This window comes from Njordella aestuarii (genome assembly GCF_056494165.1).
The window spans coordinates 3,616,920-3,637,417 of the sequence record NZ_CM151397.1 but is presented as its reverse complement, the minus strand read 5'-3'; the positions used below and the strand labels follow the sequence as shown (position 1 = coordinate 3,637,417).

Genomic DNA, 20,498 nt, shown 5'->3' with positions numbered 1-20,498 from the left:
CTCCTTGCGGTTAGCTGTAAAGAAATCATGGCTTCCCGCGTGGGTCGCAGGAATCCACAAACCTTGGGCAATTTGGTCCGAGTTTTGCGTATTTCACCATAACTTCTCCAAATTGACATTTTGTCAGATAGATCCATGAATTACACTGCCGACAACTTGGTTGGAAGATCCTACGGTTTCATTTCTAATTGCAGATCCGATACAGACCCAAATGGCCTCGCGAGATTTTACAGTCGACGAACTAGCTGCTTACTTGCATGTGACACCACAGCAAGTGACCAAGCTCGCTTCGCGCGATAAGATTCCAGGCCGTCGGATTAAAGGTGAATGGCGGTTCTCGGATGCGGACATCCATCACTGGCTGGAAGATCGTATTGGGGAAGGCAGCATAGAAGACCTAACCAAAGTCGAAGAGCTGCTGCATCGCGCTCAGAAGGATGTCGAACAAGTAGGTTTGGCCGAGTACTTTTTCTTGGATGCGATTGCCAAGCCACTTCAAGCTCGAACGCGTGGTTCGGTTATCCGAAACATGTGCGAACTCGCGGCTCAAACTGGCCTACTTTGGGATGCCGCAGAGATGGCGGATGCAGTCGCTGCTCGTGAGCAACTTCACCCGACCGCTCTAGAGAACGGCGTGGCGATGTTGCACCCTCGGCGACCACGCGGGACGATTCTTTCACAGCCACTGATTGCTCTAGGGATTTCAAGCCAACCAATTCCGTTTGGTAATCTGGCTGGACATCTAACCGACGTATTCTTTTTGATTTGCAGCACCGATGACAATGTGCATTTAAAGATCTTGGCAAGACTCTCGCGGCTTGTGGCTGATGCGAAGTGGCTTGAACAGTTGCGTAACAGTGAAGATCCAAAAGCGATTTTGCAATTGGTCCGTGAAGCGGAATTATCTCTCACCGTCTCTTGTTAGCTCGCTAATTTGTTTCAATAAGCAAGCTGGCGCGCCGATTGACGCAATGTCGACATCACCGGTCCAGTCAGACGATCCTGCTTTAGCGAAGCCTTGTTTCATCGCTGCAAACGTCACCGTGTAGTGCGCTCGAAAGGTCGTTTCATCAACGGCCCCCGTGTCACAGTCCATCCCAGTCGGCAAGTCGATCGCAACTCGGATACAATCGATTGCATTCACAGCTGTGATAGCTTCGCTAAAAGGGCTCCGTACGGGGCCACTTGCTCCCGTTCCCAGCATAGCATCCACGACGATCGGCCGTTCTTTCGCTTGAGAAACCAAATCTGAAATAACTGCTGCACCATCGGTATGAATCGTCAGCTTTGATTTTCTTGCAATGCAAAAATTGAACAGTGAGTCACCGCTAAGTTTAGATTCGGGAGTGAGCAAAATGATCTGCACATCGCGGTCAAACAGTTGGAGGTGCCGAGCGATAACAAAACCATCTCCGGCGTTGTTTCCTGAGCCGCAAAGAACGAAAATTGCGCCTTTCTCGTAGCGGTGATGGATTAGTTTTGCTGCACCCGCGCCTGCGTTTTCCATTAGTTGAAGTGAATGCATGCCGTAGATTTCGACTGCGTCGCGGTCGATTTGGCGGAGTTCTTCGCGACTTGCAAACCAAGCAGAAATTGGCAGACTCATTTTATGAATTCAAAGACGAGTGGAAATTTGTAGTGTGCAATCTATCATGAATGTCATTCGCAGAAAGATTCTTTGCAGGTAATTGGAATGCCTAGTCAAGATAGCATTGAAAGTTCAGTTTTCGAAGTTCACTTCGTTGGAGTGAATCGCTGGAATTTGCTGCGCTGGAAGCTAGCGCTGAATCCAATCGCCAATTGCAACTGGACAGCATCTTATCTTACTAAATCAAAATTGAATTCGCAGGCAAATGACGTCGGCAAGCTCGGGAATAGCGATTTGTTAGGCCGTGCAGTCGCCGATTTAACAAGCTCAAGTGCCGGGAACGATCATGCTCGGCGGTGCTCGATCGGTTTGATCGATCTTGAGGGAACCGATTTTGGGCCGGATACGCTGGCCAATCTCCACGCGATTAGAACGATTTGGAAACAAGCATCGCTGCTCGACGAACAAGTTCTAAACTCAGTTGATCGCGCAGCCTTAAGGACGGAGACGGTTGTTGTGGTCGCAGTTGATCGCGCCTTCCTGAAGGCGGCGACAATGCTAACTGCATGTGGCGCGGATCTCGTACTGGCTAACGACCAATCGTTGGACAAGATCAGTCGAAAGATTATTGACCAAGCACCGGTCTTTCCGCAAGCCGCGCACCCATGGCTGAGCGAACTAAAATACTAGGGAATCGATTTCACACATCCGATTGTTGCTGCGTACAGCTTAGGCCCACAATCGCAAAGCTAAGAAGCGGGCTCGAATTCGCCTAGAATCAATGGATCCAGCGGCGTTTCGTCAATTTGTGGTGGATAGAATACGGGATGGGCGGGAACCGGGTGGAAGCGTGGCCACGGTGGCGCGGCTTTGGCTTCTTCGTGTTCAGCGATCGCTTGGGTCACAAAGTTGTTGTGAAGTTTGTCGCTGACCCGCGCACGAACGTTTCCGGCCAACTCTCTTCCCGGAAATGGGCGTTGCAGCAAATGAGGAGGATAATTCGCTCTGGGGAGGACCTGAGAACCCATTAGATCCGGGCCGCAAGCAGCCTCGCCGGTCGGGAAACTGCCAGCTGGAACGCAATAGACGGAGTGGCAGCCGGTAGCGCTGGCCAGCGAGATTACGCTCACAAGCAAAACACATAATTTTCCGGCGTAATTTCTTACCACAATGATTGCACTCAGTACGCTTGCCAAAGATAGCTTAAGGCTTTCCAATTGAGTCGGCAGATAACGGTTCGCATGTTTAGGGGAACTGTAGGGGGAGGCAAAAATACTCTAAAGTTAAGGTTCGTTGATCGCGTTTCAAGTTTTTTTCAGCCACGAAGGTTTGCTAGGTAGATGTCCGACGATGAATTAATGCAAGCAATCGACTGCCAAGTTGCTCATCTCTGGATGGTCCGAACTTTCCTGAAGCATTCCGATGAAGCGACCGAGGATGAAGAGTTGGCGGAAGTGCACCGAGGGCTTTACGACTTTATGCTCGCTTTGGGACCAGCTTTGGATGCGAAGGATGCCAAGAAATACTTGCACATCGCGAAGAAGAAGTGGGCCAAGCTGCGTAACACGGTTGAGCTGTTTGTTGAGATCCAGCCGGAAGTGTCTGGGCATATGAATTACAAGATGGCGGCGCGGTCGACCGTCATAGCTTACAATCAAATCGCAAACTTGCTTGGGCAAGAGTTGCTGGATGCTGCTGGTGTAGAGTCCCAGGGCTAGTTTCAAGCACGAGAACATCAATTCAAGAAAAGTCGCGACTGTAGATGGATTCGACTAGTAGTTCAGTAATCGAAGTACAGGATTTAGCCAAAACCTATCGCAGTGGCTTAATTTTTCGCAGCCGAGTTCATGCGCTCAAAGGGATCAACCTGAGAGTGAGTCGTGGGCAAATATTTGGACTGCTGGGTCCAAATGGAGCGGGGAAAACGACGCTCGTTAAGATCCTTTTGGGGATCATTCGACCGAACCAGGGCAGTGCCAAACTATTTAACGAGCCAAATTGGCGGCAGTCTGTCCGTCAAAAGATTGGCTATCTACCGGAGCATTTCCACGTCGCCCGACACCATACCGCAGTGACGTCGCTGTATTTTTTGGGGCGATTATCACGTATGCGGGACAGCCAAATTCATGCTCGAATTCCCGAATTGATGGAGTTGGTGGGACTGCGGGGACGTGAGAATGAGCTCGTGCGCACTTATTCGAAGGGCATGAAGCAGCGTTTGGGGCTTGCGCAAGCTCTCTTGCACGAGCCAGAGTTGCTCTTCTTAGACGAACCGACCGATGGTTTGGATCCTCTCGGTCGCCATCATATCCGGCAGTGTATTGAACGCTTGCGCGATGCGGGAAAAACGATCTTTGTAAATAGCCACATCTTGCAAGAAGTCGAACAGATGTGTGATCAGTTTGCCATCATGGCCAAAGGGGCGGTTTTGGCTGATGGAACGATCGACGAATTGTTAGTCAAGCTGAATGCAGATCAAGTCGCTGTCACCTATATCGAAGCGTACGGGAAAGAGCCGCAGCTTACTCAAGTGCAAATGGAGTATGGTGCTCCGACGTTCGAGTATCAACGTATGAAAGTCGACGGACCGCGATCAAACGGTATTGCTTCCACTGGCGATTCGCCAACGGTCATGGCAAAGGACGAATCTGCGAACGGCGACCTTAGTTGGCAGCTGAAGCTGGCGAGCAATGAGCAGGCTGACGTCGATCGACTAGTAGACCTTCTGCGGGCGAGCGGCTTGAGCATCATCAATATGGCGAGGCGGCAGCCTAGTCTCGAACAGGTCTTCTTGCATTTCGTGCAACAATCTGAGAGTGAACAGGCGAGGCAGGCAAGTTAATGGGTCCATACTTTGCAGTTATTTACGATTCGTTTTACGAAGCGATCAAATCTAGAGTGCTCTGGATTCTCATCGTCGGCTGGACCATCATGCTGGCCGCCTTGGCTCCATTTGGTTGGGTGACGGGAAGCCATTTTGATTTCGTCTCGGAAAGTATTGTTAATCGCGACCGGTTGGCTCGTGAACTTCTTGCGGCAGAAGCTGGGGGTGGGGATCTCAAACAGCAGCGTGTGTGGGATCGAATCGATCAACAAGCCAAAAAGCATCTACAAGAAGTCGCAGCCGATCCTTCCAAGGGTCCGGTACGGATGGGCATACTCGCCGACGGACTGAATTCTGCGTTGGGAGATTCGAGTCTCTACTCGGAGGAGGCTTGGCCGACGGCTGGCAAGCTAAATGAGATTGCAGCAGAGCTTTCAGGAGGCAACACTGAGTCGCTAAATCCAGAAGATCTTGCCAAGGTCAATCGGCGGCTGATTGAATTGGCGTTTCCCGCTAGCTTGCGTACTAGCGATGGGAATTCGATTTGGGTTGGTTACGCCGGATTAAAAATCGGTGATCCGCTGCTGGTGCCACGCGATCAACTGACGCCCTTTATCGAAGGCGCCATTATGCCGGGCATACTTCAATTGTCCTTGGGAGTCATTGGAATTTTAGTGGCCGTGGTGGTAACCAGCAACTTGATCCCAGACATGTTCGCCCCCGGTTCCATGTCGCTGTTATTAAGCAAGCCTATTTCACGAAGTGGATTATTGATCGCGAAATTTGTTGGCGGCGTAGGCTTCATTGCAATCAACGTGATCTATCTGCTGGTCGGGCTCTATTTCTTGTTGGGTTGGCGACTACAAATTTGGAACTTCGGCGTCCTGTGGTGCATACCGATTTTTGTATTTGTATTCATGATCTTTTATAGCGTGTCGGTGCTCGTCGGATTGATCTGGAAGAATGCGATCGTATCCATAGTATTCGTTGCGCTGTTTTGGGGTGTTTGTTTTGTGATGGGGATTACCCACGAGCAGATGCGCACATGGGCAGTTGATCTACCGCAGTTGACGTCGCTCGAAATCGTGGACCAGCATGTTGTTGGGGCGAGTCGCCGCGGAGAGCTTTTGATGTGGAACGAGGCCGAGCAGAAATGGAACGAGATCGGTAAAAGTGATGGGCGGATGCGACGCGTTCTTGGGCCATGTTGGGTTGAGGAACGAAAAACGCTTGTTTACGGCAGGCCGGAATGGAATCCCTTCGTTGGAATCCAAACGGATCGAATCAATTTACAGTCAATCGATCTGCATACGGAAGGCGAAGGAACTGATGAATCGATCTCTGCGGTTGACCCAACATTGCCGCTGACGAGCGAAAAGCGCATCGATTTGTTGGCAGAGTTGCCGTCCCGTTCGCGACGCGTAAAATCAGCCGGTGATTTTATTTTAGTCGCGAGTGAACAAGGCGTCTTCCAGCTTGATTTTTCTGCAGTTGGAAATCAAAAACCGAAGTCATGGCTTACCGACATGATAGGGATTCCTTTTGGAAAGAAGAACGATGCTTTCAAGCAGTTGACTCCTGCAGACTTGATACTTGAGCCACCGATCGATTTTGCTTCGATTCAGGGAACGAATGATATTCTTTTGCTGGCAAAGAAGAGTCTCTACCGCATGAATTTGGTGGAAGAAGATGGAGCAACTCGCTTTGACATAGTTGCTCAAAAAGAACTTGACTTGAAAGACGGAGTTCTGTGTCTGCTCGGAGCCAATCAAACTTGGGGCGTCATTTTGACGGACGAGGAGATTGCTTGGCGAGTCAATTTATCTGACTTGAGTTTGGAGAGTGATCTTCCAGCACCGTTGATCGAGAACAGCCCTCAAACGATCCGTGTCGATGCTGATACTGGTGATTTTTTTGTTTTGACAGGTGATGCTACGTTGTACCATGCTGATCAAAATGCCAAGAGTGCGAGGCTAGTTGATAGCAGCTGCGATTTGACGGCCATGGCGTTGGGGCCTGATGGCAACGTTTTTGTTGCGCGAAACGGAAACGTTGTCGAGAAGCTGAACGACAAAGGCGTTTCGGTTGGTTATGCAGCGCGACCAGTTTGGTCACGGCTGCAGTGGATTTATTGGACTATCGTGCGGCCGATCTATGTCGTTAACCCCAAGCCATCCGCAGTGAATGGACTGATCCAACACGTTCTGACAAAAGACAATCCGATTTCATTTGGCCAGCAAACGGAAGAGCTAGAAGAATCCAAGATCGCGGTAGATCTTTGGACACCGATTTGGTCCAACGCGTTATTTATCGCTGTGCTGTTGACGGCGAGCTGCATCTATCTTTACCGGCAAGACGTATAGCTACAGGGATTTCAGTGCGGTTATGACTTGTTCATCGTGTCCGTCTACCGAGACACGTTTGAATAGTTTTGCAACTTTCCCATTCTTGTCGATGACGAAGGTGCTGCGTTGGATCCCCATCGACTTTTTACCATACATATTTTTTTCGCGATAAGCGCCGTACAGGGTCGAGACTTCATTGTTTGGATCTGCCAGCAAAGGGAAGTTAAGCGAGTATTTGTCGCGAAACTTGACATGCGATTCGATAGAGTCCCCGCTTACGCCCAGTACGACAGCTCCGAGCTTTTTCATAATGGAAGAAGCGTCGCGAAATGCGCACGCTTCTTTTGTGCAACCCGGTGTATCGTCACGCGGATAAAAATAGAGGACGACTGGTTTTCCAGAGTAGCTGGATAACTTCCGAAGTTCGTTTTGATCGTCATAAAGTTCAAAATCGGGGGCTTCTTCCCCTTCTTCGATCCAATCGGCCATCGGGAAAAATCCTTTTGCAAAAAGTGTTTAGAGAGCTGACACGGGAAGGAATCTTGGTACAACAACTGCAATTGCGAAGTGTGGATTGCCATTTTCGACATTCCGGTCACAAATGTAGTGAAAACTGCGTTTAGAACTATAATAGGGATGTTGAAAAGCCGTCCCAATCGATTTTTCGTCAGTCGATTGACTTTGGCTAGCTACGTGAACCTGACCGGTCGTGGCGACGTCATTTGTGATAACTCTGTCTCAGGAACTAAATTACGACCCAATGACCAATCGCCTCCCACTCGCCAATGTGTTCGAAGATTCAACTGAAACGGTTGCACGCGTCTCTCAGGAACAGCGAGCACAAAGTCTGCAGACGGCGATGTTGGCTGCGAAATGCGCGGCGGAAAACAAGGGCCAGGATATCGTTGTTTTGGACATGACAAAACAGACTTCGATATTCGATTTCTTTGTGATTGTTACCGGTACCTCGCGCCGTCAGTTGCATGCGGTTGCTGATGACATTGCTCGAGTTTTGCGAGAGGATGGTGACGACCGAGCGAGCCGAAGTGGCTACGAAGAGAGTCGCTGGATCGTGCTCGATTACGGTGGGGTCATCGTGCATTTGTTTGACGAAGAGACCCGAGCGTTTTACGACTTGGAAGGGTTGTGGGCCGACAGTGCTCCAGTAGATATTAGCGAAGTGCTAAAAGAAACAGGCGCTACAGTTTCACGCGGTTTTTAGATCGAGCTTTCTCGCCCTGAAACGACTTGTGGATAAAGCTGCTCCGCGCTCCTCAAGACGTTACTGAGCTCGCGTGTCCTTTTCGCGATGTTGAATTGCGTTTAAAATACGACTAATTCTGATCTGCCATCTAATTCAGTTCTAGCTGTACTGCCATCGCCATGATTCCAATGAGCCCCTCGTACCTGTTGTACTACGTCCCGCTAGTACTTGCTGTCTCACTGGTATTGTCTGCCACACGGCATGAGCAGCCGGCATCGATCTGGAAGCAATGTCTCCACAACATCATCTGGATCACGGCGTTTATGCTGGTTGTGGCAGTGATCTTGCAAGTTGTTATGTGGCTGATCTGAAAGCCGCATCTATGCAGGGCCTTGCAGCCTTCTGCACTCGAGCAAAAAAAGAAAAATCCTCCGACCGTTTGGCGGCATGAACTGGAGCCGCTGCGAGAATGGTGAAGATCGAGCGTACACTTGTACGAGCCCTTTGGTGATCTAGACCAACGCAAAATGATGGTCCCTCTGCCGAAATGACGGCCGGAGGCTGTGCGAGCCATTTCATAGCTCACAGTCTCACTATAGAATTCAGATTACCCCAATGATAGTGCGATTAACTGTAAATTCTCCGATTACTTCTTGAACCGAAAATCGCCCGTCGCGGTTAACATCGTTGACAAGCTCGACTCAGTTGGGAGCTTTCAATTCGAATAAGCTGGGGCGCTTTTTCAGATTCCTGACGGGGCGGTGTAAAGACTGTTTTCTGTTTGGCGATTCGCGAGCAGCCGGAATGCGATCAAAATCGTGCCACAAAGAATTCCAAGGGCGCTGACCCACTGGCCGATGCTAAAAATTGTGCCAAACTGTCCCAGCTCGTCCACACGGATGATTTCTTCGATCGAGCGGCTGAATCCGTATAGAATCAGAGCTGCTCCGAAGACAGTTCCCCTTAGCCGATAAGAAAATGGAAGCGAGGCGAGAAGGAAGCTCAATATGCCAGCGTTGATCGTAGCATAGATTTGGCTTGGATGGACGGGTAGGCTTGCCGCCGGTAGCGGGAGCTGCTGCGTAGCACCGCTGGCCCGCAGAATGTTCGCCACAACCTCAGGTGAACTTGCCGGGTTTTCTGTGTCCGGATAGGACGTAAAAGCGATCTGATCCCCAGAGCTCAGCATATTCTCAGCAGCCCAGCTTTGCGGCTTGATCTTGTCAATCGAGAGTTGGCGTTGAGCCATCGAAGTTGAATTGTACTCGACTCCAATCAATTGTCCGTTATAGAGTTGGTCGGTATAGGGTGGCGAGCCCGGGGGGAAAACTATGGCGGGTAGCGGTACATCGCACACGCCGCCATAGCAACAACCATTTAGCAAACAGCCCACGCGTCCAATCGCAAGTCCCATCAAGAAGCCGGGGGTGACGATATCAGCGAGCTGAAAAAATGATCGGTTTCGAATAAAGCACCAAATTCCGGTAGCTAGTAAACCGCCAATTACGCCACCGTACACGACTAAACCACCTTCGGTAAACTGCATCGCTTGAAGTAATTTGCCACTTAGATTTGGCGATTCAAATTCAGACCATTTTTGAACGACGTAAAAGAGTCTTGCACCACCAATGCCACCGATCATTCCCCAAAATGCGAGACTGAACAGTGCGTCGATACCAAGACCAAACCGCTTGCCCCGCTGGTAAGACCAATAACAACCTGCGATTATGGCCACAATAAGCATCAAGCCATAACCGCGAACGGGGATGCCCAGCTTAATCGATTTGCCGTCAGCGAAAGTTATTGACGACTCGAGGTGTGGGACGGCGAAAGCGATAATCGCAGCCACAATTCCCCAGGAAATTAAGGTTGTGCCTTCCTGAGAAGCGTCGCTTGGTCTGCGAGCGCGCAAAAGTTGGCTGACGATCCAAGCGATCACCAGAGCGAGCAAGGCCCAGCCGAAACCAAAAAGCGGTAAAGGACCAATTTGGTGCGGAATATAAAAAAGCGTTGATCGCAAAACGACGTCCGGTGAAAAGTTTTGGTAACGAGTCTACTTGCAGTGCAGGCTCAAGTTGACGTTCGAATCTATTTCGTATGGGGAATACCAGGCCGTAGCAAAGTGCTTAAAGTCAATTGGTAGCCCACACGCTAAGTGGCACACTTTATAGCATTACGGACTGGTTTAAATCTATGGGATTCGCGACAATCCTTGCTGGTTCAGGAGCGAGTTTTATGGCATTGTAACTGCTTAAGAGCCCCTTTTGCTCGCTATCCACACACCTATCGAAGTGCTATTTTCGCCCATCGGTTTGGTAGCTTGAATCGTTGCATACGTGGTATGACTTCACTCTTGTGACTCGCAGATTTTGATAACCGTAGTATGCTTTGAAATCACATCGAGCACCTGAACCCAACATCGAAGCTCTTATTGTGCTGACAACAGCCAATACTAGCAGTATCAAAGCTTATCCGACCGGATCTCCTCTTTGCCATGCCCCACGTCGTAGACGATTCCATAAACAGTGACAACGTTGAAACCCTTAGTTCCGAGCAACTGTGCCAATATGCTAGGCATCTAGCCAAACAAAATGTCATTGTGCCCGTCGAACGGCGTAATCGACGTGCGCTGATTCGCAGGTTCCGAAAGAATGCTGAGCGAATCCGCTTTATCAACCAATCACTACGAAACTCGGTCAGAAGCGGTTTATACGTCCCGCCCGAAGCAGACTGGATTCTCGACAACTATTTTGTGATCGAAGAGCAGCTTCAGGAGATCGATCAAGACTTGCCGCCAGGGTATCTTGACGAACTTCCCCGTGTGGCTGGTGGTGACCCGCATGTGTATCGTATTGCGCACGAGGTTGCGAACCGCTCTGGTGCTGCGTTGGATGAAGACACGATCTCAAGCTTTCTGCAAGAATACCAGCAGGTAAAGACGTTATCGATTGGCGAAATGTGGGCGTTTCCAATTATGCTCCGGCTGACGTTAGTCGAGCAACTTCGGCGGCTTGGCGATCAAATGTTAGTTGCCCAACAAGCGCATGCGCACGCTGAGAAAGTTGTAAAGCGTTACGAGGAAACGTCGCGTTTGGAAGTGGAACCGGCCAAGCTTTTGCAGGCGGCCCCATGGATTGCAGATCTCGCCGATAAGTCCACGGAGAAAGTTGGGTTAGAGCTAACGTCATCGCTTAACAAACTTTTGCGCGACAATGGCTGGAAGCTGACAGACTTGGCACGGCTAGAGCACCAGCGAAGCGCTTCATCGCAAGTTTCGTTGGCGAACACAATTACAAGTATGCGATTGATGTCCGCGATTGACTGGCCGACATTCTTTGAAGACCACTGTCTTGCTGAGCAAATTTTACGAAGGGATCCTGCTGACTACTATTCGCAGATGGATCCGGCAACACGCAACCGATATCGGACAGTCGTTGAAACGCTTGCCAAACGGTCCGGAGTTCGGGATGAAGATGTAGCGCATGCTGTCATCAAGCTTTGCGATTCGGAAGCTAAGAAGTCTCCAGAGGAGTTACCACTATCATCACATATTGGGTATTGGCTGTGTGACGATGGGTTAGGGTTACTTGAGAACCAGTTGCGATTCGAGCCAAAGAGACGCGAAAGGTTGATTCGCTTTCTGCGTGCGAGGCCGTTTGCCTCCTACTTCGGTTTGCTGGGGAGCCTGTGGGTTGGCTTAACGCTTTATTGCGATTGGATGATTTCCTCGGAGGTTGGCATCGTCAACGTGCTGGTGATAAGCGCGTTTGCCGCAATCGCAGCCAGCGAGTTGGCGCTACAGCTTACAAACTGGATTCTGACGCTACTGCTACCGCCGCGAGTTCTTCCCAAGTTAGAAATTGAAACACAGGTTCCGGTTCTGCATCCGACTATCGTAGTGATTCCGTGCATGTTTGGGTCGCAAAAGGAAGTCGACATCATGATGCAGCGTTTGGAAAATCACTATCTCTCGAACTCAATAGCGGGTTTGAAATTCGCACTCTTGACGGATTTCGCCGATGCAAAAACAGAAACCACGCCTCAAGATGGAGCAATCTTAGAAAAGGCCAGGCATTGTATCGACTTTCTCAACGAACGATACGCAACCAGTGGCGCTGGGCCTTTCTATCTGTTACATCGTCCACGCAAATACAATCCTCAGGAAGAGCGTTGGATGGGGTGGGAACGTAAACGAGGCAAACTCATGGAGTTTGGACGCTGGTTGTTGGGTGAATCGGATGGAGACTATGTACTGGCACTGGGGGCACTTGAACAGCTACAAACGTTTCGTGACAAAATGACAGAACCCTTCGTCATAACGTTGGACGCAGACACGCAGCTTCCGCACGGGACATCACTCCAGCTCATCGGAACTCTTGCACATCCATTAGTCAGGCCCGTCTGGAATGAGGTGGACAGAAAGATCGAGCGTGGTTATGTCGTTCTCCAACCTCGTGTTAGTATCGATTTGCGATCACGCATGGCTTCTCATTTTGCAGCATTGCACTCGTGGGGAGCTGGTATGAATCCTTACGTAACGGCTTCTTCCGACGTTTATCAAGACCTGTTCGACGAGGGAAGTTTTACCGGCAAAGGGATCTATGATTTGCGTTCGTTCGAGCATGCTTTGCAAGGGGCTTTTCCCGAGAACGCGATCCTGTCGCACGATTTGATTGAAGGTGCCCATACACGCGTAGCGATGACAAGTGATATCGAAGTGTTTGACGGTTATCCGAGCAAATATGAAGGTGATGCTAAACGAAATCATCGCTGGGTCCGCGGCGACTGGCAGATCGCACCATGGCTATTTGGCGAAGTGCCGACGGCCGACGGACGACGCTCAAATCCGATCCATGCCCTTTCAAAATGGAAGATATTCGACAACATTCGTCGGTCTTTGGTTGCACCCTCGATAATAGTCTTTCTGGCAGCCGTCTGGATGTTTGTGCCGACCCTGGCCGCTTGGGGCGTCGTCGCAGCACTGAGCCTTTTTGTGTTGCCTAGTATTCTCCACGCACTCTATGGAGTTCTGCGTAGGCCTCCAAAAATTGCGTGGGGCGACCACTGGGCCGCTCTGGTGCGCAGTTTCGTACATAACATAGTGGCGGCATTCTTCGAGGTCGCGTTCTTAGCGCACAAAGCACACTTGATGCTCGATGCGATCGTTCGCACAATTTTTCGAATGTATGTTAGTCACAAAAATCGCCTGGAATGGCAGACGGCGCAAGCCGTTGAAATGGCAAATAAAGGTTCCTTTGCAAGCACCGCGATGTACATGTGGGCAAGTCCAGCAATTGCGGTACTGCTGTTGGTTCTGGTTTCCTGGGATAGCTTGGTGGCAGCACTGCCGTTGCTGGTCCTGTGGTTCCTTGCGCCATTGGTGGCATATCAGATGTCGAAACCAAAAGCTGATTTTCGCGAAGCTTCGGATGATTGGAATGCGAGTTACCTGCGACGAGTTGCACGACGGACATGGTCGTTCTTCGAAGCGTTCGCGACTGAACGCTATAATTTCTTGCCGCCGGACAACGTCCAAGAATTTCCGGACCTGCGAATTGCAACTCGGATTTCGCCAACCAATGAAGGGTTGTTTTTGTTGTCCGCTATGGCCGCACGAGACCTTGGTTTCATATCGATGACACAGTTGATCCCTTTGTGGGAGAAAAACTGGGCGAACTGGTCCAAGTTAGAAACTCATTTTGGGCATTTTTACAACTGGTATGACACGACAGACCTCCGGCCACTACCACCGCGCTACATTTCGACAGTAGACAGTGGCAACTTGGCAGCTTGTTTGCTCGCATGGCACTCGGCTTTACAGGCTATTGGAAGCGAGCCTATCTTGTCGAATCAGATTCCTATCGGTTTACTCGACACTCTGGAATGTTTCGGCGAGGACTTGCAAAAACTTTCCTATGGAACAGTCGAATCGCAGAGCTCGGAACAGCGGGAACGGTTCAAAGTTCTGCTGCACGAAACGGAATTGTGTCAGGGACGGATTAAGTCGCTGTTCGCGTTAAGCAACGTCATCGAAGATGAGATGCAAGAGGCCAGGAAAAGACCATATGGACTTGACCGCTTGGATGATTTCGAAAAGCTTCTTTCGGAGTTCGATTCCAAGATTTTTCCGATCATGCAGGAGATCCAAGATCGAATGCTTTACGATTGGTTGCGACAGAAGTTTGAAATACTACGTTCTGTCGTGAACGGATTTGCGAAAGACTTCGGGGTATTGCGAACGATCCTGGACCTGGGGATTTCGATCGACGAAACGAAAACGCCGGTTTCTATTCAGAGCGCTTTGGACGCATGCGACAAGCAGGCGAAGTCGCTTCGGGGTTCGCGTCTAACCGAACTTCAAGAAGTTGTTCAGCAATTGCGCGCGATGTTGGACGCAAGTCGCCGAATGGCAGCGGAAGCGGAGCAAACCGTGAATTGCATGGACTTTAAGTTCCTGTTCAACCGGAAACGCAAGCTGCTTACGATCGGATTCAACGTCGAAACGGAACGTAAAGATCGCAGCCATTACGACATGCTTGCATCCGAATCAAGGCTGGGAAGCTATGTCGCGATCGGTAAAGGCGATGTTCCAGCTAGCCATTGGTTTCGCCTGGGGCGCCAATCCACGCACGTGGCGGGGTCAGTAGCGCTGGTGTCTTGGGGCGGAACAATGTTCGAATACTTGATGCCGCCGTTACTGCAGAAGCATTTCGAAAAATCGCTGTTGACTGAAACTGCGATAGCCGCGATCCGCAGGCAGCAAGAATATGCGCGACAACGTAAGATTCCATGGGGGATTTCCGAGTCCGCTTATTGTGCCATCAACTCAAACGGCGATTATCAGTACCAGTCGTTTGGCGTCCCTGGCTTGGGGCTCAAGCGTGGTCTGGCCAAAGATCTAGTCGTTGCGCCCTACGCAAGCTTGATGGCGGTTGAATTAGTGCCCGTCGAAGCCACGAGTAACTTGCGAACGCTCGAAGCGATGGGAGCGTTGGGCGTTTGGGGATTCTACGACGCAGTCGATTTTACTCCTAGTCGTGTGCCGACTGACCAGCAACACATTCTCGTACGCAACTACATGGCGCATCACCATGGAATGAGCATTTTGGCGATTACCAATTGCTTGTGTGCAGGCGTGATGCAGGAACGGTTCTCACAACACAGGATTGCACGATCATGTGAACTGTTGTTACAAGAGAAGTACCCTACCACGATTCCGCGTACAGATGACGTAATGCAAAATTGGGAGGATGTTACTCCCGCGCCTGCGGACGAATCGGTTGTGGTGCGAAGGTTTGAGCATCTCAATACGCTCAGGCCGCGCACAATGGTCCTTGGCAACGGTCGTTATAATCTCATGTTAACCCATGCTGGTTGCGGTTATAGCCAGTGGAAGGACCTGATGATCACGCGTTGGCGGTCCGATACATTCGACGGGGTACAAGGCACCTTTATATACATCCGCGACGTAGATACGGGGACGAACTGGTCCGCGACCTATCAGCCGCTAGGGCATGTCGCAGCCGAACAGTCTGCGTCGTTCGCCGTGGATAAAGCCGAATTTCATAGTAGACATGAGAATATTGAAGTCGCGGTAGATGTAACAGTTTCGCCCGAGAATGACGCCGAGGTTCGTAGGATTCGAGTAACGAATCACTCTGATCGCGATCGCAAGATTGACGTCACATCCTACTGCGAAGTTGTGCTGGCATCACAGGCCGCTGACATCGCACATCCAGCGTTTCAAAAATTGTTCGTTGAGACTGGGAAGTATGAGGAATTGCCTGCGATCTACGCTTATCGTCGACCACGAGAAATAGAGTCGCCGGGAACGTGGGCCGCGCAGATCTTGACTCATGACAGTCAACGAGACGTAGTGTTAAGCCATGAGACATCGCGTGAAAAATTCATCGGTAGGCTGCGCGGATTGGACGATCCAATCTCTAACCAAGCAGATTCGTTAGGAGATACTGTCGGAGCGGTCTTGGATCCGGTGTTTGCTTTCAGGATTAGTACGCATATACCTGCTGGACAAACAGTTAACCTGACTTTGACGACAGTGGCAGCAGCCGAAAAATCGGAATTGGACAGTTTGGTTTCGCTTTACAGCGACTCGAAGGCTGCCCAACGAGCGTTTGAGCTAGCCTGGGCATTCTACCCAGCTGAGCTGAAAGGGCTGCGCATCAACTCCAGGCAATCTCACCTGTATCAGCGACTCGGTTCCTATCTTTTGTTTCCAAGTACTGCGATGCGGGCGCCCGAAACTGTCCTGATTTCCAACAGGATGGGGCAAAGCGGGCTATGGCAGTTCGGGATTTCGGGTGATTTGCCGCTGATGTGCGTCTTTGTGTCCAACACAGACGAAAAATCGGTGGTGGCGGACGTGTGCCGCGCACACTCTTATCTTTGTTCGATGGGTTTGCGCTTTGACTTGGTGCTGGTAAATGAGAATGCTGGAAGCTACTCCGACGAAGTATACGACATGCTAAGCGGATATTTGGCAAAGTATGCTCGTACGGAGCAGCGTGATGGCCAAATATATATCGTAGCGAAGAGTGCGCTCAACGATGCAACGCGGACGTTACTACAGACTCTGTCGAGCGTCTGCATCAATGCGGCCGATGGTTCGCTCGTGGCGCATATCGAATCGGCTATGATAGCCGAACGGAATGACTTACGCGATTTTGCTAGCGCAGAACGACGCACAGTGGACGCGATCGTCAGCCGCAAAAACGAAGAGCGAAAGACCAGTCAGGAGATCGAATTGCTGTCAGGTCTGTTGCCAAGAAAAACTCCGGTATCGTCTACTAGTTTCGATAACGGTTGGGGACATTTTCCTCAAGATAAAGCCGGATATGAAATCGACCGATCAAACGTCTTGCCAACGCCCGCGCCTTGGGCGCACGTGCTGGCAAATTCGACATTCGGCACGTTAGTGACAGAGTCTGGTGGTGGTTACACTTGGTTCGGAAACAGTCGCGAATTCAAGCTGACTTCATGGTGCAATGACCCCGTGATTGATGCTAAAGGGGAGCGGATGTGGATCCGCGACGATGAAGATTTTTCAGTGTTTTCGCCACTCGAAGATACGCATACCGTCGTCTATCAACCCGGAGTTGCAACGTTCAAATCCAGTCACCATGGACTAAGCTGCATAACAGATGTTTGGATCGACATCGATAAACCATTAAAGTTGATCCGTGTAAAGATCAAGAATGGTACAGATCGCGTGCGGAGCGTTTCGATGACGTATTTCGCAAACTTGGTCATGGGAGTCTCACGCGACAAAACGAGCCTGTCGTTGGTGACGCACGCAAGTAATGATCACAACTTTATGGCAATGCGAAACAGTGCACATGAGGAGTTCGCACGATCGACGGCCTACCTTTTCGCAAGTGGCGATTCGTTTTCATGCACCGGAGACCGACGTGTTTTTAGTTTTAGCAACGATGGCGGGCGAACTCCCTTCGCGATGCAATTGCAAACGTTGGACGGCAAATTAGGGGCTGGGCTGGATTCATGTGGCGCCGTTAGAAGCCACGGAGAGATTGCCCCTGGAGTTGAGAAGGTTTTTACGGTTGTCTTTGGTGTGGCGGATAGTGATCTACAATTTGAAGGGATGTTGTCGCAGTTCGAAACTGCCGAACTGATCCAAGAATCGTTTGAACGGACTACGAAAACTTGGTTGCGCAGGTCTCAACCCTTCGTTGTTTCCACACCCGACCGTTCATTCGATCGTTTGGTCAACGATTGGTTGCTATACCAGACAATCGCATGCCGGATGTTGGGACGTTCTGCATTCTACCAAAGTGGTGGTGCTTTCGGTTTTCGCGATCAGCTTCAGGACGCGATGGCTGCCGTTTACAGTGTTCCAGAGTTAGCTCGACAGCATCTGCTCTTAGCCGCCTCGCGTCAGTTTCGGGAAGGCGACGTACAACATTGGTGGCATCCACCCGTTGGGCGAGGGACCCGCACGCGGTTTTCGGACGATCTGTTGTTTTTGCCGTTTGCCATCATGCACTATGCTCGCGTCACCGGCGATCAATCAATATGGAGGGAGATGGCCAGCTTTGTTACGTCTGTCAAGTTACGTGATGATGAACTTGAGCGTTATGAGCTTCCCGAGAGTACAACCGAACAGGCTTCCGTGCTAGAGCATTGTATTTTGGCGATCGATCACTCTTTACAGTTTGGATCACACGGCTTGCCGTTGATGGGCTGTGGCGACTGGAATGACGGCATGAATCGCGTCGGAGCGGGTGGCGCGGGTGAAAGCGTATGGGTTGGTTGGTTTTTGTTGCAAATTCTGGAAGACTTCAGTGCGGTTCTTGAAGATAACGAATGCAAGGGCAAGAGTGCTTCGTATCGTAAGGCGGCAGCCAAATTGCGGCAATCGATTGAGTCATCAGCTTGGGATGGTGACTGGTATTTGAGGGCGTTTTTTGACGATGGAACCCCCTTAGGAGCTAAGGAGAACGATGTATGTCGCATTGATTCGCTGGCCCAATCCTGGGCAGTCATGGTCGGGAACCAACGCGGTCGAGCTGAGCATGCTTTCGATGCAGCGGTCAGTCAATTGGTTGACGATGAGAACAAGATGATACTCTTGTTCCAGCCTCCATTTGATCGAAGTAGGCCTGATCCGGGCTATATCAATGGTTACTTACCCGGTATTCGCGAAAACGGCGGTCAGTACACTCACGCTGCCGTGTGGCTGGCTCAAGCGGCTACGAAGCTTGGTAAAGGCGATCTGGCGATGAAGTTATTTGGCTACCTAAATCCGATTACACATTCGAGTGAGCCTGGGACAGCAAACCGATATAAGTTGGAGCCTTATGTGATGGCCGCCGACATTTACTCCAATCCCGATCACGTCGGACGCGGCGGTTGGTCTTGGTATACAGGTGCAGCCGGCTGGATGTACCGGCTCGCGATCGAGTCTATGTTAGGCATTTGCAAGGAAGGCAGCGTAATTGTCGTTTCCCCCTGTGTTCCGGCTAACTGGAATGAATTCCAGGTTCAAGTAAATCTCGAAGCGAAAACGATCGAGGTAACGTGTAGGCGATCGGTAGGCCGGGAAACTGCGAATCCGACCGCGAATGAATTTCAAGCTGGAGAGCGTATTGACCTGAGCGCAGTTCAGGATGGGGAGAAAATTGTGGTGCTCTTTTAGTTTGGTCGTGGCAGGATCGTACCTGGACGGGTCGACGAAACTGCTCATTCAGGGCAAAATGTCGAATTAGCAAAGCTGATCCCCTGGCCAGGCTTCTAAATTGAAGTGATGGCCGAGATGCCATATTTATCCATAGTCCTCTTTTACTTAAGATTTGCACGGAATTCATGAGCAAAGTCGAGAAATGTATTATCATCGGCAGCGGTCCCGCTGGTTGGTCGGCCGCCATTTATGCAGCTCGGGCGAATATCGAGCCGCTACTTTTCGAAGGGGCGATCACCGAGGAGAACCGGCTTCAAGGGACATTGCCGCTTGGTCAGCTGGCTCAGACCACGGAGGTCGAGAACTACGCGGGCTTTCCTAGTGGCCAACTAAAGCACTTTCTCGAGACTGCTTTGCCGCAGGACCGCATCATGATGATGCCGCCGATCGAGGAAGAATCGCATGCGGTAACGGGTCCGGAATTGATGGAGTTGATGCGTCAGCAAGCCAAGAATTTTGGGACGCGCATTATTACTGATGACGTCGTGTCGGTCGATTTCAAGAAAAAGCCCTATACGCTAACGACTCTGGAGCATGGTGAATTTCAGACGCACACTGTAATCATTGCGACTGGAGCGAGAGCGAATTATCTCGGTCTGCCAAGTGAAGAAATGTACCGTAATCGCGGCGTAAGCGCTTGTGCCGTATGCGACGGCGCTCTGCCTCGGTTCCGCAACCAGCCTTTGGCTGTAGTAGGCGGCGGCGATTCTGCAATCGAAGAAGCGACCTATCTTTCTAAATACGCATCCAAAGTCTATATGATCGTGCGACGTCATGAATTTCGCGCAAGCAAGGTCATGCAGGAACGAGCGATTACCAATAGTAAGATTGAAGTCCTCTGGAACCATGAAGTCGAAGAGGTCTTAGGCGAAGAGAAGAAGGGCGTTAACGCGCTGCGGCTCAAGAACAATCAAACGAACGGGACAAAAGAGTTAGCGATTGGCGGTCTGTTCTTGGCGATTGGACACACGCCCAACACTTTGTTTCTCAAAGGACAGGTGGAGTTGAACTCCGAAGGTTACATTAATTGGACAACGCCTCACCGAACATACACCAGCGTTGAAGGTGTCTTCTCGGCGGGCGATGTTTCAGATGACTATTACCGGCAAGCGATCACTTCGTCCGGCACGGGATGTATGGCTGCACTAGATGCAGAACGCTATCTTGCAGCACAAAACATCCACTAAGTGCCCGCAGAATGGTCCCGCTCAAACGCCCGTGACAATGTTGCCCATGCGTAACTCGTAAAGCTTTCGACATAGTCCATAATCATGATGGGTATGGACTATGTTGAGTACCGAATCAACTTAGAAATCGCTGAA

The 20,498-nt window shown here is 50.5% G+C and carries 13 protein-coding genes; 9 read left to right on the top strand and 4 right to left on the bottom strand.

The window, feature by feature from the left end:
* The first annotated feature begins 211 nt into the window (after positions 1-211).
* Positions 212-925 (top strand): PTS sugar transporter subunit IIA, encoded by a 714-nt coding sequence (locus SH451x_RS14560; protein WP_479357710.1) that lies wholly within the window; start codon positions 212-214, stop codon positions 923-925.
* Here SH451x_RS14560 and SH451x_RS14555 read toward each other — a convergent pair.
* Positions 902-1,606, bottom strand: a complete 705-nt coding sequence (locus SH451x_RS14555) for an NAD(P)H-hydrate epimerase (protein ID WP_479357709.1) — start codon at positions 1,604-1,606, stop codon at positions 902-904. The genes SH451x_RS14560 and SH451x_RS14555 overlap by 24 nt on opposite strands.
* Before the next feature lie 87 nt (positions 1,607-1,693).
* On the opposite strand from SH451x_RS14555, the gene SH451x_RS14550 reads away from it, so the two are divergent.
* Positions 1,694-2,278, top strand: coding sequence for a hypothetical protein (locus SH451x_RS14550; RefSeq protein WP_479357708.1), 585 nt, complete (start codon positions 1,694-1,696; stop codon positions 2,276-2,278).
* Between the two features lie 59 nt (positions 2,279-2,337).
* Here the strand turns inward: SH451x_RS14550 and SH451x_RS14545 are convergent, their stop codons facing one another.
* The gene (locus SH451x_RS14545; protein WP_479357707.1) at positions 2,338-2,757 is read right to left on the bottom strand and encodes a hypothetical protein; all 420 of its coding nucleotides are present in this window, start codon (positions 2,755-2,757) and stop codon (positions 2,338-2,340) included.
* A 171-nt stretch (positions 2,758-2,928) separates the two neighbouring features.
* Between SH451x_RS14545 and SH451x_RS14540 the strand changes: the two genes are divergently transcribed.
* Genes SH451x_RS14540 through SH451x_RS14530 form a run of 3 tightly spaced genes read left to right on the top strand, consistent with a single transcriptional unit; the run spans position 2,929 to position 6,775 of the window.
* Complete coding sequence (locus SH451x_RS14540) at positions 2,929-3,306, top strand: amidohydrolase (RefSeq protein WP_479357706.1); 378 nt, start codon at positions 2,929-2,931, stop codon at positions 3,304-3,306.
* 44 nt (positions 3,307-3,350) lie between these two features.
* Positions 3,351-4,430 carry an ABC transporter ATP-binding protein gene (locus tag SH451x_RS14535; RefSeq protein ID WP_479357705.1) on the top strand — a complete coding sequence of 360 codons (1,080 nt, stop codon included), beginning with the start codon at positions 3,351-3,353 and terminating at the stop codon, positions 4,428-4,430.
* Positions 4,430-6,775 (top strand): ABC transporter permease, encoded by a 2,346-nt coding sequence (locus SH451x_RS14530; RefSeq protein ID WP_479357704.1) that lies wholly within the window; start codon positions 4,430-4,432, stop codon positions 6,773-6,775. The genes SH451x_RS14535 and SH451x_RS14530 overlap by 1 nt, the downstream gene beginning before the upstream one ends.
* Here SH451x_RS14530 and bcp read toward each other — a convergent pair whose 3' ends face one another.
* Entirely contained in the window at positions 6,776-7,246 is a 471-nt protein-coding gene (gene bcp, locus SH451x_RS14525; RefSeq protein WP_479357703.1) for a thioredoxin-dependent thiol peroxidase, read from the bottom strand.
* Between the two features lie 271 nt (positions 7,247-7,517).
* Here bcp and rsfS point away from each other — a divergent pair, with 271 nt between their 5' ends.
* Positions 7,518-7,979 carry a ribosome silencing factor gene (rsfS, locus tag SH451x_RS14520; RefSeq protein WP_479357702.1) on the top strand — a complete coding sequence of 154 codons (462 nt, stop codon included), beginning with the start codon at positions 7,518-7,520 and terminating at the stop codon, positions 7,977-7,979.
* A 170-nt stretch (positions 7,980-8,149) separates the two neighbouring features.
* Positions 8,150-8,332 (top strand): hypothetical protein, encoded by a 183-nt coding sequence (locus SH451x_RS14515; protein ID WP_479357701.1) that lies wholly within the window; start codon positions 8,150-8,152, stop codon positions 8,330-8,332.
* 371 nt (positions 8,333-8,703) lie between these two features.
* Here the strand turns inward: SH451x_RS14515 and SH451x_RS14510 are convergent, their stop codons facing one another.
* Positions 8,704-9,981, bottom strand: coding sequence for a prolipoprotein diacylglyceryl transferase (locus tag SH451x_RS14510; RefSeq protein ID WP_479357700.1), 1,278 nt, complete (start codon positions 9,979-9,981; stop codon positions 8,704-8,706).
* Positions 9,982-10,455: 474 nt separating this feature from the next.
* On the opposite strand from SH451x_RS14510, the gene SH451x_RS14505 reads away from it, so the two are divergent.
* Positions 10,456-19,134 (top strand): glycoside hydrolase family 94 protein, encoded by an 8,679-nt coding sequence (locus tag SH451x_RS14505; RefSeq protein WP_479357699.1) that lies wholly within the window; start codon positions 10,456-10,458, stop codon positions 19,132-19,134.
* 167 nt (positions 19,135-19,301) lie between these two features.
* Entirely contained in the window at positions 19,302-20,363 is a 1,062-nt protein-coding gene (locus SH451x_RS14500; RefSeq protein ID WP_479357698.1) for an NAD(P)/FAD-dependent oxidoreductase, read from the top strand.
* The last annotated feature ends 135 nt before the right edge of the window (positions 20,364-20,498 follow it).

Coding starts and splice junctions, on each gene's coding strand:
- SH451x_RS14560 (WP_479357710.1), top strand. CDS start 212: ATGGCCTCGCGAGATTTTACAGTCGACGAACTAGCTGCTTACTTGCAT.
- SH451x_RS14555 (WP_479357709.1), bottom strand. CDS start 1,606: ATGAGTCTGCCAATTTCTGCTTGGTTTGCAAGTCGCGAAGAACTCCGC.
- SH451x_RS14550 (WP_479357708.1), top strand. CDS start 1,694: ATGCCTAGTCAAGATAGCATTGAAAGTTCAGTTTTCGAAGTTCACTTC.
- SH451x_RS14540 (WP_479357706.1), top strand. CDS start 2,929: ATGTCCGACGATGAATTAATGCAAGCAATCGACTGCCAAGTTGCTCAT.
- SH451x_RS14535 (WP_479357705.1), top strand. CDS start 3,351: ATGGATTCGACTAGTAGTTCAGTAATCGAAGTACAGGATTTAGCCAAA.
- SH451x_RS14530 (WP_479357704.1), top strand. CDS start 4,430: ATGGGTCCATACTTTGCAGTTATTTACGATTCGTTTTACGAAGCGATC.
- bcp (WP_479357703.1), bottom strand. CDS start 7,246: ATGGCCGATTGGATCGAAGAAGGGGAAGAAGCCCCCGATTTTGAACTT.
- rsfS (WP_479357702.1), top strand. CDS start 7,518: ATGACCAATCGCCTCCCACTCGCCAATGTGTTCGAAGATTCAACTGAA.
- SH451x_RS14515 (WP_479357701.1), top strand. CDS start 8,150: ATGAGCCCCTCGTACCTGTTGTACTACGTCCCGCTAGTACTTGCTGTC.
- SH451x_RS14505 (WP_479357699.1), top strand. CDS start 10,456: ATGCCCCACGTCGTAGACGATTCCATAAACAGTGACAACGTTGAAACC.
- SH451x_RS14500 (WP_479357698.1), top strand. CDS start 19,302: ATGAGCAAAGTCGAGAAATGTATTATCATCGGCAGCGGTCCCGCTGGT.